This window comes from Halalkalibacter kiskunsagensis (assembly GCF_037027555.1).
Lineage (GTDB): Bacteria > Bacillota > Bacilli > Bacillales > Bacillaceae_D > Halalkalibacter > Halalkalibacter kiskunsagensis.
Genome location: NZ_JAXBLX010000022.1, coordinates 43,883 through 57,929, shown reverse-complemented (window position 1 = coordinate 57,929; position 14,047 = coordinate 43,883). Strand labels below are relative to the sequence as shown.

The window sequence follows — 14,047 nt, the reverse complement described above, 5'->3', positions numbered from 1 at the left end:
TCTGCCTTCCTAGAGTGCAATATGACGTTTAAGAAAAACTCACGCCACTTTATTTTGCACTAACTCTAGTCAAGGTCAGACCTTTGAAAAAAATTTTTAGAAAGGTTTAAAAAAGGGAATAAACGCGCTACCTACCTCTCTCATCTCACTATTTTTTTGAAAACATACTAGAAATAAGATTTGCTGTCTCTTCAACTGCTTTATTGGATACATCAATAACAGGACAGCCTATGCGTTGCATTATTTTTTCTGAATAAGCTAATTCTTCTTTAATCCGATCTAAATTCGCATAGTTAGCTTGCGCTTTTAGCCCAAGTGCTTTTAATCGTTCTGCACGGATATCATTTAGCTTTTCCGGACTAATCTTTAATCCTACACATTTCTTTGGTGTGATATGAAACAATTCTTTTGGCGGCTCTACTTCTGGTACTAATGGAACATTGGCAACTTTCAAACGTTTATGAGCTAAATATTGCGAAAGAGGCGTTTTCGATGTTCTTGACACACCAATAAGCACAATGTCTGCTCGAATAATTCCTCTTGGATCACGACCGTCGTCGTATTTTACCGCAAATTCTATTGCTTCTACTTTTCGGAAATAATCTTCATCAAGTCGATAAATAAGTCCAGGCTCATAACGCGGCGCTTTCTTTGTAAGCGCACCAATCTTATCAAGCATAGGTCCAATGATGTCAACCGTTTCAACTCCAGCATCATTGGCAAGGGATAATAAATGCTGCTTAATTTCTGGTACGACAAGCGTAAAAGCAATTAAGGCATTTACTTTTTCAGCTAATACAATTACTTCTTCAATCGTTTCTTTATCCTCAACATATGGAATTCTTCTCACTTCAAGCCCTGCACTACTGAATTGACTGGCAGCAGCCTTTACAACAAGTTCAGCTGTTTCCCCAACTGAATCTGATACGACATACACGACTGGACGTTGCTTTATTTCTTCCATTATGACCTCCCTCTCCTTCTCTTTCCATTAAAAGTATTAAAATAGTTCAAAAGGTGAGGCAGCGGTTCCGCTCATTGCAATCCGAAGTTGTACCAAGAGGGAAGAACACCCTTTTGGTATTTTTTGCAATGGCTTCTCTCACTGCGACTCGATGTTGTACCAAAAGGGAAAACTACCCTTTTGGTACAACATCTATATAACTTCATCGTTCGCTAAATCAACTAGTAGCGCGGTAATGTTTGTTTTCGTAATTCGTCCAACCACTTCATAACCTGAACCATAGTCGACTTCGATCACAATGGGGAGACCATCTATTTGTTTCATAATTAATTTATTGGCAACTTCAATAATTAGATCACCCTGCTTACATACCGTTATATTTGGCATCCGGGTCATAATGATGCTTACGGGGATCGTCTCTAATGCTTGCTTCCCAAGGCTTGCTCGCAGGAGGTCTTTTCTTGAAAGGACTCCTACTAATGTAATTTGTTGGTCAACCACAAACAATGTTCCAACATCTTCAAGAAACATCGTACAAATAGCATCATAAACTGAAGCAGACTGCTGCACAACAACAGGCCTTGATTGATAATCATTTACTGTAATGTGCTTTACTTTATCTGCTAGCAGTTGAGTTCCTGACTTCCCAGTGTAAAAATAACCAACCCGCGGTCTAGCATCTAAAAAGCCTGACATAGTTAAAATAGCTAGGTCTGGACGAAGCGTTGCTCTAGTAAGAGAGAGTCTTTCGGCAATTTGCTCGCCTGTAATTGGACCACTTCCCTTTACAATCTCAATAATTTGTTCTTGCCTGCTCGTAAGTTCCATTGGTTTTCACCGTCCTTAGCACAAAAGTGCCATACTAATATAAAATTATTATATACGAATGAAAGCCTATATGAAAGTAATAACAATGGGGTTAAAGCAAACCCCATTTGATTTATTGGGCAAAAACAATTGATTGGAAGTGGGCAAACGATCGGATGACTTCTGAAAGTTCTCGCATTAGGTATAAACGATTTGCTCGTACCTTTTCATCCTCAGCCATGACCATAATATGATCAAAATATTGATTGATCACGGGTTCCAACGTTGCGAGCACTTCGTATGCTTGCTTTGCATTTCCTTGCTTTAAAGCTTCACTTACAGAGGTTTTTACTTCCTTATAGTGAGTATATAACGCCAGTTCTTCATCTTTTTCAAAAAGAGTTGGATTAATTTCCCCTTCTCCTTCAGCTTTCTTGGCTATATTCGTGACGCGACTTAAAGCCTCAACAACCTTCTTGAAAGCCTGATCGTTATGCTTTTCTGTCAGTATCCGTGTTTTCTTTATAATTGTTGGTATATGACCGATTTCATTATTTAAAACGGCATCAATCACATCATATTGAACACCTTGTTCTTGAAGTAATGCTTTAACACGCAATGTAAAAAATTCAGTCAGTTCTTTCTCTACTTCATCATACTCGCGTTTTAATAGCTGTCGTCTATTCGCAACATCTAAACAGCTTTTGATTAAATCCTCTAGCGTCACTTCAAGTTTGTGATCGTTCACCATTTGCACAACCCCTGCAGCTTGCCTTCTTAATGCATAAGGGTCCTGCGAACCGGTTGGAATGAGTCCAATTGCAAAACATGTAACAATCGTATCGAGCTTCTCTGCGATACTCACAATCGTTCCTGCTAATGTCGTTGGACTTTGATCTCCGGCAAATCGAGGTTGGTAATGCTCATAAATTCCCTTTGCTACTTCTTGATCCTCACCAGCGAGTTCTGCGTAAACCTCTCCCATTCTTCCTTGTAATTCAGGGAACTCGTTTACCATTTGTGTAACTAAGTCAAACTTACAAATTTCTGCAATGCGCTCAGCTGTTTTAGCTGTGCTTGAATCAACAGACAGCTTGAGACCTACTATTTTCACTAAATCTCTCACTCGTCTAACTTTATCTCCAATTGAACCGAGCTCTTCGTGATAAACAATCTGTTCTAACCTTTGTAGTGCATCATTAATGGTCCCTTTTTGATCTTCTCTGTAGAAAAACGCTGCGTCTGATAAGCGTGCTCTCAGTACTTTTTCATTTCCCTTTGATACATTATCCAAATGTTGATGATCACCATTTCGAACAGTTATAAAATGAGGAAGTAGGTCTCCTTCATTATTCTCAACTGGGAAATACCGTTGATGTTCTTTCATTGACGTAATTAACACTTCTTTAGGCAATGTTAAAAAGTCTTCATCAAAACTACCAGAAAGTGCAGTTGGGTATTCAACTAGATTGTTTACTTCTTCTAGCAATTCTTCATCAATTGGAACCACCCAACCATTTCCTTCAGTCATTGATTCAATTTGATTTCTGATTGCTCTTTTTCTTTCATCTTGGTTTGCAATAACATACTCACCGAGTAACGAAACGACATATTCACCTGGATTGGTGATTTCAATCTTTTCTCCAAGAAAACGATGACCGTATGTAGTTGAACCTGTTTCGATTGCTGAAATTGAAAAAGGGATCACTTCTTTTCCAAACAATGCCACAAGCCACCTGATCGGGCGAGCAAACCGTAAATCATTGCTTCCCCAGCGCATATTCTTAGGGAAGTGTAGGGAAGTAATGATGTCCTTCATTTTCGGAAGAAGGTCGACTGTTTTTTTACCCTGAATAAACTTCTTCGCATGGATGTAGTCTACACCTTTTACTTCTTTAAAGAAGAGGTCCTCAGTTGTTACACCTTGCCCTCTTGCAAACCCTTGAGCTGCCTTTGTCCAATTGCCTTCTTCATCATACGCAATTTTTTTAGCTGGACCTTTTGCTTCTTCACTAATATCAGGCTGACTCTCTTGTAACCCCTCGATTAAAATAGCCAGTCTTCGTGGTGTTGCGAATGTACGAATTTCTTCATACTGTAAACGTTCTTCAGCTAACCAAGATTTTATTTTATCTTTTAACTGATTAACAGAAGTCGTCACAAAACGTGCAGGTAATTCTTCTAAGCCAATTTCTAATAAAAAATCTCTATTACTCATTTTCTGTTCCCTCCTTTTTCTTTAACATCGGGAAGCCTAGTCGCTCGCGCTCATCATAATATAGTCTCGCTGCAGCACGAGCCAAGTTTCTTACACGACCAATATAGCCCGTACGTTCCGTGACAGAGATGGCGCCTCTAGCATCAAGCAAGTTAAACGTATGAGAACACTTCAAAATATAATCATAAGCCGGGAATACCAACCCCTCATCTAAGGCACGCTTTGCCTCTTGCTCATAAGTACCAAAAAGAGAGAACAACATTTGACTATCTGATACTTCAAAAGTGTATTTCGAATGCTCATATTCAGGTTGTTTAAAAATATCCCCATACGTAAATCCTTCAACCCATTCAAGATCAAAGACATTTTCCTTATCTTGAATATAGGATGCCAGTCGTTCTAGCCCGTATGTAATTTCTGCAGAAACGGGATTCGCTTCTAACCCCCCTACTTGTTGGAAATACGTAAACTGTGTAATTTCCATCCCATCAAGCCATACTTCCCAACCTAAACCAGCACATCCAAGAGTGGGATTCTCCCAGTTATCTTCAACAAAACGAATATCATGCTCAAGTGGGTTAATTCCAAGCGCTTCTAGACTTTTTAAATAGAGCTCCTGAATATTAATTGGAGAAGGCTTCATGATGACTTGGAACTGATGATGTTGATAGAGACGATTAGGATTCTCACCATACCTGCCATCAGCTGGACGACGCGACGGCTCGACATATGCAACATTCCAAGGCTCAGGTCCTATTGTACGCAAAAGCGTAAATGGACTCATCGTCCCGGCTCCTTTTTCGGTGTCATAAGCCTGCATAATCATACAATTTTGTTTCGACCAGTATTCTTGTAAGGTCAGAATCATATTTTGAACATTCACTTATTGTTTCCTCCTCATTTGTTATATAGTGATTTCGCTTATTCGGAAATAAAAGAGAGAACCTATCTTTTATTTAAAGAAAAAAAAGCTCTCGTCCCTATGTCAACTGACATAGGGACGAGAGCTTTTCCCGCGGTTCCACCCTAATTATTAAAGTCACTTAATTATAAATGACCCTAATCACTTTCACCGAATGTACTCCGGAATGCCTTCCTTATTTTCTTAAGCCCTAGCTCACACCACCCTAGGTTCGCTTTCTTAAGAATGGATAAGTACTATTTTCCATCTTTGCACCATATAGTATTACTAGCATCATACTAAAAATGGAACGATCATGTCAATAAGGCAAAGTTAGAAACACAAGTCAACTCTTAACAATGAATTTTAAAATAACCGACTTAGTCATCTTCATTCGGTTTTATCATTAAAAACCCAACCGTTCCATTTGCTCTAGAAACCGTTTTGACTTCAGTCTTAAACCAGAGTATTCATCATAATAAGCTGAGATTACTTTTTTTAACTCTTGCTTTGTTTCCTTTTTTAAAGAGATTTGACCAAGTCGTTGCAAATCGACGTAGAAAAATAACCGTAATAACCTCGCAGCATGTGCTGTTAAGTGATAAGCTCGATCATCTTTGCACAAACACGTCTTACACAAAAAACCTGCATGTCTAATTGAAAAAGCAACTGGAACCTCTGTAGAGTGGCAGCTTACACAGTGATCAAGTTCAGGCTTTATACCTGCAACTGCAAGCATTTTCATTTCATAAATTCGAAGCAGTACGTCTGCATCGATTCCTTCATTTAAATAATAGAGCGTTTGATAAAGTAATTCGAAGTGATATGGGTTTCTCTTTTGATCATCAGTCAGTTTATCGGTAAGTTCTACTATGTACGTTGCATAAGAGGCTCGAAATAAATCACCTCGAACCTCTCGAAACGAATTCGTTATGTCCGCTTGATTTAGAGTTCCTAATCCTGTATATCGCTGATAAACAAACGTACCATAGATGAACAATTGGGATGCAGCTGATAACCGATTTTTTGGCTTTTTTGCTCCGCGAGACATAACACCTATTTTCCCAAGCTCTCTCGTAAAAAGAGTAACAATTTTATTTGATTCGCCATAATCCGTAGTACGAATCACAATACCTTCTACTTTCTGAATCATAACCTGTCACCACACATCCTTCGTGAGGTGTCAACATACTACTACTGAGTTGGAGCGTCGGGTGTTTCAATTCCCTCCACGTCTTCTTGTCTGAATTGATCATCTGAATCCCGCTCTAGTTCTTTCAACAATAAATACGTGTCCACATTACCTGTCATTGAAAAGACTTTCCAAGAAAAATCGAGCATATCAGAATCCACCTTTCTCATGAGACTAAACGCTCTATACTTGTATGATGACCTTATTTTCTCTAATCATGTTAAGGAAATATTGTTAATTCAAAAGACTTGACATTTATTAAATGCCATACTTTTCTTATTAATATCTATGATAATCCGTTAAATAAAAAAAAACAATGGATATTCGCCTAGCTATAAAAAAAATGGACAAGCAACACTTGTCCATTCAAATTAATACTCATCTTCTCTAAATCCGAAATCACGAAGATGTGTAGCTTTATTTCTCCAATCTTTTTGAACCTTTACCCATAATTCTAAAAATACTTTAGAACCTAGCAATAATTCAATATCTGTACGCGCTCTCTTTCCTACTTCTTTCAACATCGAACCTTGTTTACCAATTATAATCCCTTTTTGTGAAGAACGTTCTACAACAATTGTAGCTCCAATATAAACTGTATCACTATTTCCTCGCTTCTTCATTTGTTCAATATTAACTGCAACTGAATGGGGAATTTCTTCCCTTGTTAAATGTAGCACTTTTTCTCGAATTAGTTCCCCGACAACAAACCTCTCAGGATGGTCTGTAACTTGATCACTTGGATAATATTGCGGACCTTCGTCTAAATACTCTGTTATTTGTTCCATAAGAGTTGAAACATTATTCCCTTGTAAAGCTGAAATTGGAATAACTTCTTTAAAATCATATTTCGTTCGATACGTTTCAATAACTGCAAATATTTTTTCTGGTGAGATTTTATCAATTTTATTTATAACAAGGAATACTGGTGTCGTCGTGTCCTTTAAACGTTCAATAATAAACTCTTCTCCTGATCCAAATGCTTCAGTCGCGTCAACAACATAAAGAACTAAATCCACTTCTCGCAACGTATTTTGAGCTACTTTCATCATAAAATCGCCCAACTTATGCTTCGGTTTGTGAATTCCCGGGGTATCAATAAAAACAATCTGTGACTCATTGCTTGTATAAACACCTTGAATTTTATTTCTTGTTGTCTGTGGCTTGTCCGACATGATCGCAATTTTCTGTCCGATAACATGGTTTAGCAATGTCGATTTCCCTACATTCGGTCTCCCGATAATAGAAACAAATCCTGATTTAAATCCTTTTTCGTTATTCATTCATATCCTCCGCTGTAAATGCTCCAGGTAGTAACTCAGCTACCGTCATTTCTAAAATATCACCTTTTAAATTAGTTAGTACTACATTCGTATCTTGTTTGCACAATTCGACCATCACTTGTCGACAAGCACCACATGGTGGGACAGGACGATCGGTATCAGCAACAACAGCTATCATTTTCACATTTCGGTTCCCATCTGAATATGCTTTAAATAAAGCCGTTCTTTCTGCACAATTCGTTAAACCAAACGATGCATTTTCTATATTTGCGCCTAAAAAGACAGACCCATCTTCCATTAGAAGGGCTGCTCCAACTTTGAAGTTAGAATACGGTACATACGCTTGTTCTCTTGCTCGTTTAGCCTCATTTATTAATTGGTGCTTATTCATTATTTTCACCCGTTCTTCTTGTACGTACACGCACAACCATATTTTTCTCATCAATTTCAGTTTTCATTTCTTCTGTAATAGAACCAGGATCTGGTGGCACAACCACTCCTCCAGAAATAATAAATTTCAATCCTTGCTCAACAGACATATTTAACACGATCACTTCATCGCGCGGAACAAGTACTAACCACCCTGATGTTGGGTTAGGTGTCGTAGGAAGAAAAATATTTATACAATCTTTTGACGTTACCCTCTGCACTTCTCCCTTTGATTCTCCTGTTTGAAAGCCAACAGTGTAAAGTCCTTTTCGTGGGTATTCAACTAATACTACATTTTTAAAAGACGACCTTTCCTGTGCAAAAGCATGAATTACTTGTTCAACTGACGTATAAATTGAATTTGCTATCGGGATTTTACGAAATGAACGATCAATTGTTCCAAAAATACGAACTCCTTTGCCTTGAATACGCATAGCTCCTACCCAGGTAATCAAAAGGATCGTTAAAATAAAACCAATTCCTAACAATCGTTCTGAAAAAGGTGTATAGACACCAAGAAAATAAATCCGTCCATCTTCTATCGTAAGGATATTCAGTGCTTTTAAAAGATCCGTAATAAACGATCCTAAAAACGCATCAACAAGCCCAAAAAGAAACTGAATCACATAAATGGTCGCAATCGCTGGTAACAAAAAGATGATTCCAGCAATGATATTTTTCTGAAATTTCTTCCACATGATAGAGGGTACTCCTCTCAACCAGTTCTATAAGAGATTGTTCCAAAAGGTTGATTTTTACCTTTTGGAACAATCTCGATGCATTGCGCGTAGCCGCTGCTTTGCTTTTAAGTTAGCTCTAAGTGGGTTTCTTAGAGCTGACGCGCAGCGTGTGGAGCCAATGCAACACCATATTGTTCCAAAAGGTTGATTTTTACCTTTTGGAACAATCTATAACAAACGCATAAGGGCAGGAATAAATAGAATGAACCCTATTATAACCGCAAACAGGCAATATACAAAAACAGCAGCTGCTGCAATATCTTTTGCTCTTTTTGCTAGCGGATGAAATTCTGCGGTCACAAGGTCAACCGTGCGTTCAATTGCTGTATTCATGATTTCCAACGCGAACATACCAGCTATGACTAGTAGTAGAATAAGCCAGTGAATGAGTGGGAACTGAACAAGATAGGCGGCTACTAAAACAATCGTTGCGACAACAAGGTGAACTTGCATATTTTGCTCATGTTTTATGACATAACAGAACCCTTGTGTAGCATACATAAACGATCGTAGTAACCTTTTAAACCCTTTTTTATTTCTATCGCGTAAGTCCATAAGCTGTTAAGATGTCCTCTTGCCTTGAGAACATTTCCTTCTCTTCGGCTTCTGTCATATGGTCATATCCAATTAAATGAAGCATACCATGAACAGTCAAGAACCCTAATTCCCGTTCAAAAGAATGAGAGTATTCTGCAGCCTGCTTTTGAACATGCAGCACTGAAATGACAATGTCACCTAGTATATTAGGCATATCAGGCATATCAGGATCAAGGACTACATTTAGCTCACCCTCACTCTGCTCGTTTAACGCAAAGGAAATAACATCAGTCGGTTGATCTTTGTCACGATATTCTTTATTGATTTCTTGAATACGTTTCTCATCGACGATCGTAATCGACACTTCAATGTCTCCTTCTAACTTTTCTACTTCTGCTGTTTTCTTCACAATGTTTTCTACAAGTATTTGCTGCTCAGTAGTTAGTGTTTGGGTTTCGTCATTGAAATCAACTATTATATTCATCCTTTATCTCCCTTTCCTTTTACATCTTCGGGGTATTCTATTCGCTGGTGAAACGTTCCTTTTAACGTTTCACAGATAGAGACAGCAATTTGGTCAAGTTCCTTTAACGTTAAGTCTGACTCATCAAACTGACCATCTTCAAGTTTATCTTGAATAATTTTCCTGACTAATGTTTCAATTTTATCTGGTGTCGGCTTTTGAATTGTACGTACTGCAGCTTCAACACTATCGGCAATTCCAACAATCGCAGACACTTTCGTCTGTGCTTTTGGACCCGGATAACGAAATTGAGATTCTGGAACTTGTTGCTCAGAATCTTTATTTGCTTTGTGATAAAAGTACTTTAAAAGAGTGGTGCCGTGATGTTGTTCAGCAATATCAATGATCTCTTTTGGCATTTTATACTCTCTTAGTAAATCTGCCCCATCATAAGGGTGAGCAATAATGATCGTCCTACTTAATTGAGGTGAAATCTTATCATGCGGATTGTCCATCTTCATTTGATTCTCAATAAAAAAGTGTGGTCTTTTTGTTTTTCCTAAATCATGATAGTATGAGCCAACTCGAGCTAGAAGGCCATTTTCACCAATCGATTCACAAGCAGCCTCCGATAAATTCCCTACAACTACACTATGATGATATGTCCCTGGCGCTTCAACTAATATCTTTCGTAAGAGAGGCTGATTAGGGCTAGAAAGCTCTATTAACCTAGATGTCGATAAAATTCCAAATCCCGCTTCAAAAAACGGAAGTAGACCAATCGTTAAAACCGCGGCTATAAAACCAGAAAGAAAGGCAAATCCAACATGCATACCGATTTCAAACCAACTACTCTGAACAGTTTTCATAAATAGAAGAGCCACAATTGCAACAATATTAATTCCTGAGACAAACAAACCAGCTCGAAGTATCCGAGAAATTCGATTGGATTTGCTAAGGAAATAAGCACCAGCAAACGAACTAAACAAAATGTAAAAACCGTACGTAAAATGAAAGGTTCCAACTGATTCATTGTTAAACATAATACTTCCAACGACAGCAAACAAGATTCCAGTAAATAGCGCAAGTCGCGTATGGATTAATAGTGTTATCAACATTGCACCTATTGAAACAGGAACAACAAAACCAATGCCTTGGATTTCCAATCCTTCTAACAAGCTGGTTATTTTCATAATTGAAATGGTTACAATAAAAACCAATGTAAACATCAATAAATGACTATTATTTTTTTGAACGGATGTTTGTGCTTCATTCACGTAATACGATAGCATGCTTGTAATAAGCAATACAAGAATAGCTAATCCAACATAAGGAAAAATGTTAAAAGAATCATCTAAAAGTCCCACAATTCGAAGTTGTTCATAAATGTCGTGATTGATCATTTCCCCTTGTTTAACAAGAAGCTGACCTTCACGAATTAAAACAGGCTCTACACTTTCGGCTGCCTCTTGCCTTACTTGTTCAGTTGCTGCAGCATCATAAATATAATTTGGAATAATCGCAAATTGAGCGATTTCAATTATTGCTTCAAGAAGCTGATTACTTACCGTAGAAATAGCAATCTGATCACTAACGTCCTGTTTCGCATCAGCTAAATCACGAATGGTGATTCTTTCACTCATGATTTCATGAACCGCATTTGTTGCTGTTTCTCTTGCAATTTGTAGTTGTGAATCAGACGCTTCTAAAAATGTTGCAAGTGTTTGGTCCGAAATGTCATTGCTTGTCCTTGGGGAGAGCACCTCTTTCACAAATTCTACTTGCAGATTTAAGCGTTCTTCGTCACTTATATTATCCCCATCTTCTGATAGCTCTTGCTCTAAAGCTTGTTCTCTATTTCTTTCCTGAATTACTAAATCAAATATATCTTCTACTTTCTTCACTTGATTTTGAGCATACTCTCTTTTTAATTCATAAACCGGACCAATCTCATCTACCGCCGCACTTCGTCGTTCCTCAGTGGCTGTTTTATGTTCTACTGTTAGGGGGGAACGAATATCCTGATCAGCAATTTGCGACAAACTAACATCTAATGTATCTGGTATCACATTTGCCAATAACAATCCATACAGAAATAGACCTATAATAAAAAATAGAAATCCTCTTATGTATTGGTGGTCACGTACACCTTTCCACCACTTCTGTTGATCAATTGGTAATCGCCTTTTCAAAGTAAGTCACCTCATCTCCATTCCATTTTCCCATCTATTAAAAGGAAGACCCTCTTTCATAAGAGGGTCTTCATATTAACGCCTCTCCTTAGGCAAGGCTTTCTATTCTTTATCGATTTTAACGCCAACTTATTAACCCTCATCAATCTCTTTCTGCTCGTACGCTCTAATTATTTGTTGAACTAAAGTGTGACGAACAACATCTGACTGCTGAAGATAAATAAAAGCGATATCTCTTACATCTTCTAAAATTTCAATCGCAACTTTCAAGCCGGATTTCTTACCCCTTGGCAAATCAATTTGAGATAAATCCCCATTTATGACCATCTTTGAACCAAATCCAAGTCGCGTAATAAACATTTTCATTTGTTCTTTTGTTGTATTTTGGGCTTCGTCTAAAATAACAAAAGCGTCATCAAGTGTCCGACCGCGCATATAGGCTAGCGGGGCTACTTCAATCGTACCACGCTCCATTAGACGTGCTGTTTGTTCCATACCAAGAACATCATGAAGTGCATCGTACAAAGGTCTTAAATACGGATCGACTTTTTCTTTTAAATCACCTGGTAAGAAGCCAAGACTCTCTCCCGCTTCGACTGCTGGTCTTGTTAAAACTATTCGTTTCACATGGCCATCTTTTAATGCCATTACAGCCATAACAACAGCTAAATAAGTTTTCCCTGTTCCGGCTGGTCCAATGCCAAACACCATGTCTTTTTTTCGTAAGGCTGATACATAGTGGCGTTGTCCAAGTGTCTTAGCTATTATTGGCTTTCCTTTAACATTCGTAGCTACTTTCTCATCATACAACTCAAGCAGTTCTTCTAGGCGGTGCTGCTGTGCTAACTGAACCGCATATACAACATCACGCTCGGATATGGAAATACCTTTTCGAATTAACTGAATTAATGTAGCAATAATCTTGCTAACCATCTCAGTCTTTTCCTCATCTCCTGTAACTAATACTTCTTCACCACGTGTTACAAGAGTTACACCAAGCAGTTCTTCCATGCGCTTTAGATGCCTGTCATGAGGACCAATAAGAGCCTGGGTCTCATTGGCATCTTTGACTCCTAGCTGTATCATTTTCACTTCTGACAATAGACTCAATCTCCTTGAATTATCGGTTGTTCCGATGTAATATCTTCTATTACTTGGTAATGTATCCGTAAGTTAACTTTACCATTCTCAACGTCTTCGTGCAAAACTTTTTCGCCAATTATCTCGGCATCATGAGGTAAATGCTTTTTCAGATCAACTCTTGCCCTTTCTCTTGCCGCACGAATCGCTTCTTCTTTTGTATACGAACGTTCAAACTGTGACGTTTCAAAAAAGTCCGAGCGCTTATAAGTGATTGGAAGTGACCAGTTGAATAAGTGAAATGGTCTTTCGTGATCCGTTTCTTGAACCGTATCAAATAGAACCTTTCCAAACCCCCATATCGGAATATTAAATCCATAAATCGAAAGGTAATGCTTAGATTTCTTTTCTCCTGTTACAGTTGTAAAAAGAGTTTCAAGCGGGACAGACACTTCAGACTTGTACCAAATTTCCCCAAGTACAACCGCTTGAGCTGGCACTAATTCTTTTTCTTCATCTTCAGCATCTTTTTTTCCGATATACCCAGAAACGAGGCGGTCTCCTTTACGTACAAAATCATTTGGTTTCACCTCTGCTTGGCCATGTTCTACAAAAATTTTATGAATAATCGCCTTCTTGGTTGCGACAAGGTGCCTCGGGCTATATCTTTCTGCCTCTTCCGGTAGCTGCTGTTCTACGACTTCAAATTCAAAGGTCGTCCCTTTTTGACGCACTCCAACCCAGGTTGCCCCTTGAACGAGTTCTGTTACATCTCGTTGGATACGTTCAACACTTGGCAAAGTAAACTGGAAAGCACCTCGTTTTATTCCCATATTCGTTACGACTTGTTTGAGTTCATGTTCTACTTGAGGAGAAGCTCCCTTTATTTCTACATTCCAAACCATGTTAGAAAGGATAAACATAACAGTTAAAAAAGCAGCTAACCCTGCAATGAACCCAGCTCGGCTTATCATGCGCTTAAATAAAAACGGCAAGCCAGTACGCTGCAAAAATGTGACCTTGCAACCGGTTTTACGCAACAGAGGGCGAATCCGTTTCGCATCTTCTACATCCATATAACAAACAATTCGCCTATCTCCAACCCGCTTAATTTGCCAAATTGAGATATCTTCCTCTATGCATCTATTAAGAAATCTCTCTGGATAGTCACCATCTATTCGCACCCGTACGTAGCCATTAATATGGTTAGTCCAATTATTCTTCATTATACTTTTTCCCCC

At 38.3% G+C, this 14,047-nt stretch carries 14 protein-coding genes; all 14 read right to left on the bottom strand.

All coding sequences use genetic code 11. From position 1 onward, the window contains the following. Positions 1 to 148: 148 nt before the first annotated feature. On the bottom strand, positions 149 to 964 hold the full coding sequence (locus SLH51_RS14055; RefSeq protein WP_335961954.1) for a pyruvate, water dikinase regulatory protein: 816 nt from the start codon (positions 962 to 964) through the stop codon (positions 149 to 151). Positions 965 to 1,156: 192 nt separating this feature from the next. After that, a complete protein-coding gene (locus SLH51_RS14050) occupies positions 1,157 to 1,792 on the bottom strand; it encodes a helix-turn-helix transcriptional regulator (RefSeq protein WP_335961953.1) in 636 nt (211 codons plus the stop codon). A gap of 112 nt (positions 1,793 to 1,904) precedes the next feature. Next, complete coding sequence (gene glyS / locus SLH51_RS14045; RefSeq protein WP_335961952.1) at positions 1,905 to 3,989, bottom strand: glycine--tRNA ligase subunit beta; 2,085 nt, start codon at positions 3,987 to 3,989, stop codon at positions 1,905 to 1,907. Then, positions 3,982 to 4,872 carry a glycine--tRNA ligase subunit alpha gene (gene glyQ, locus SLH51_RS14040; protein WP_335961951.1) on the bottom strand — a complete coding sequence of 297 codons (891 nt, stop codon included), beginning with the start codon at positions 4,870 to 4,872 and terminating at the stop codon, positions 3,982 to 3,984. Before glyQ ends, glyS begins: the two co-directional genes overlap by 8 nt. A 424-nt stretch (positions 4,873 to 5,296) precedes the next feature. Then, positions 5,297 to 6,043, bottom strand: coding sequence for a DNA repair protein RecO (recO, locus tag SLH51_RS14035; protein ID WP_335961950.1), 747 nt, complete (start codon positions 6,041 to 6,043; stop codon positions 5,297 to 5,299). Between the two features lie 41 nt (positions 6,044 to 6,084). After that, positions 6,085 to 6,231, bottom strand: coding sequence for a YqzL family protein (locus SLH51_RS14030; RefSeq protein WP_335961949.1), 147 nt, complete (start codon positions 6,229 to 6,231; stop codon positions 6,085 to 6,087). Between the two features lie 222 nt (positions 6,232 to 6,453). Beyond that, positions 6,454 to 7,365, bottom strand: a complete 912-nt coding sequence (gene era / locus SLH51_RS14025) for a GTPase Era (protein WP_335961948.1) — start codon at positions 7,363 to 7,365, stop codon at positions 6,454 to 6,456. Continuing rightward, on the bottom strand, positions 7,358 to 7,756 hold the full coding sequence (locus tag SLH51_RS14020; RefSeq protein WP_335961947.1) for a cytidine deaminase: 399 nt from the start codon (positions 7,754 to 7,756) through the stop codon (positions 7,358 to 7,360). The genes era and SLH51_RS14020 overlap by 8 nt, the downstream gene beginning before the upstream one ends. After that, positions 7,749 to 8,492 (bottom strand): DUF502 domain-containing protein, encoded by a 744-nt coding sequence (locus SLH51_RS14015; protein ID WP_335961946.1) that lies wholly within the window; start codon positions 8,490 to 8,492, stop codon positions 7,749 to 7,751. The genes SLH51_RS14020 and SLH51_RS14015 overlap by 8 nt, the downstream gene beginning before the upstream one ends. A 210-nt stretch (positions 8,493 to 8,702) precedes the next feature. Then, on the bottom strand, positions 8,703 to 9,089 hold the full coding sequence (locus SLH51_RS14010) for a diacylglycerol kinase family protein (protein ID WP_335961945.1): 387 nt from the start codon (positions 9,087 to 9,089) through the stop codon (positions 8,703 to 8,705). Continuing rightward, entirely contained in the window at positions 9,073 to 9,555 is a 483-nt protein-coding gene (ybeY, locus tag SLH51_RS14005; RefSeq protein ID WP_335961944.1) for an rRNA maturation RNase YbeY, read from the bottom strand. The genes SLH51_RS14010 and ybeY overlap by 17 nt, the downstream gene beginning before the upstream one ends. Beyond that, positions 9,552 to 11,726, bottom strand: coding sequence for an HD family phosphohydrolase (locus tag SLH51_RS14000; RefSeq protein ID WP_335961943.1), 2,175 nt, complete (start codon positions 11,724 to 11,726; stop codon positions 9,552 to 9,554). Before SLH51_RS14000 ends, ybeY begins: the two co-directional genes overlap by 4 nt. Before the next feature lie 132 nt (positions 11,727 to 11,858). Further along, a complete protein-coding gene (locus tag SLH51_RS13995) occupies positions 11,859 to 12,827 on the bottom strand; it encodes a PhoH family protein (protein ID WP_335961942.1) in 969 nt (322 codons plus the stop codon). A gap of 5 nt (positions 12,828 to 12,832) precedes the next feature. Further along, the gene (gene yqfD, locus SLH51_RS13990) at positions 12,833 to 14,032 is read right to left on the bottom strand and encodes a sporulation protein YqfD (protein ID WP_335961941.1); all 1,200 of its coding nucleotides are present in this window, start codon (positions 14,030 to 14,032) and stop codon (positions 12,833 to 12,835) included. Positions 14,033 to 14,047: the final 15 nt, after the last annotated feature.

Excerpts from the sequence above, each read along its gene's own strand:
- SLH51_RS14015 (WP_335961946.1), bottom strand. The coding sequence starts at position 8,492 with ATGTGGAAGAAATTTCAGAAAAATATCATTGCTGGAATCATCTTTTTG.
- SLH51_RS14050 (WP_335961953.1), bottom strand. The coding sequence starts at position 1,792 with ATGGAACTTACGAGCAGGCAAGAACAAATTATTGAGATTGTAAAGGGA.
- SLH51_RS14020 (WP_335961947.1), bottom strand. The coding sequence starts at position 7,756 with ATGAATAAGCACCAATTAATAAATGAGGCTAAACGAGCAAGAGAACAA.
- ybeY (WP_335961944.1), bottom strand. The coding sequence starts at position 9,555 with ATGAATATAATAGTTGATTTCAATGACGAAACCCAAACACTAACTACT.
- glyS (WP_335961952.1), bottom strand. The coding sequence starts at position 3,989 with ATGAGTAATAGAGATTTTTTATTAGAAATTGGCTTAGAAGAATTACCT.
- era (WP_335961948.1), bottom strand. The coding sequence starts at position 7,365 with ATGAATAACGAAAAAGGATTTAAATCAGGATTTGTTTCTATTATCGGG.
- SLH51_RS14030 (WP_335961949.1), bottom strand. The coding sequence starts at position 6,231 with ATGCTCGATTTTTCTTGGAAAGTCTTTTCAATGACAGGTAATGTGGAC.
- SLH51_RS14055 (WP_335961954.1), bottom strand. The coding sequence starts at position 964 with ATGGAAGAAATAAAGCAACGTCCAGTCGTGTATGTCGTATCAGATTCA.
- yqfD (WP_335961941.1), bottom strand. The coding sequence starts at position 14,032 with ATGAAGAATAATTGGACTAACCATATTAATGGCTACGTACGGGTGCGA.
- recO (WP_335961950.1), bottom strand. The coding sequence starts at position 6,043 with ATGATTCAGAAAGTAGAAGGTATTGTGATTCGTACTACGGATTATGGC.
- SLH51_RS14010 (WP_335961945.1), bottom strand. The coding sequence starts at position 9,089 with ATGGACTTACGCGATAGAAATAAAAAAGGGTTTAAAAGGTTACTACGA.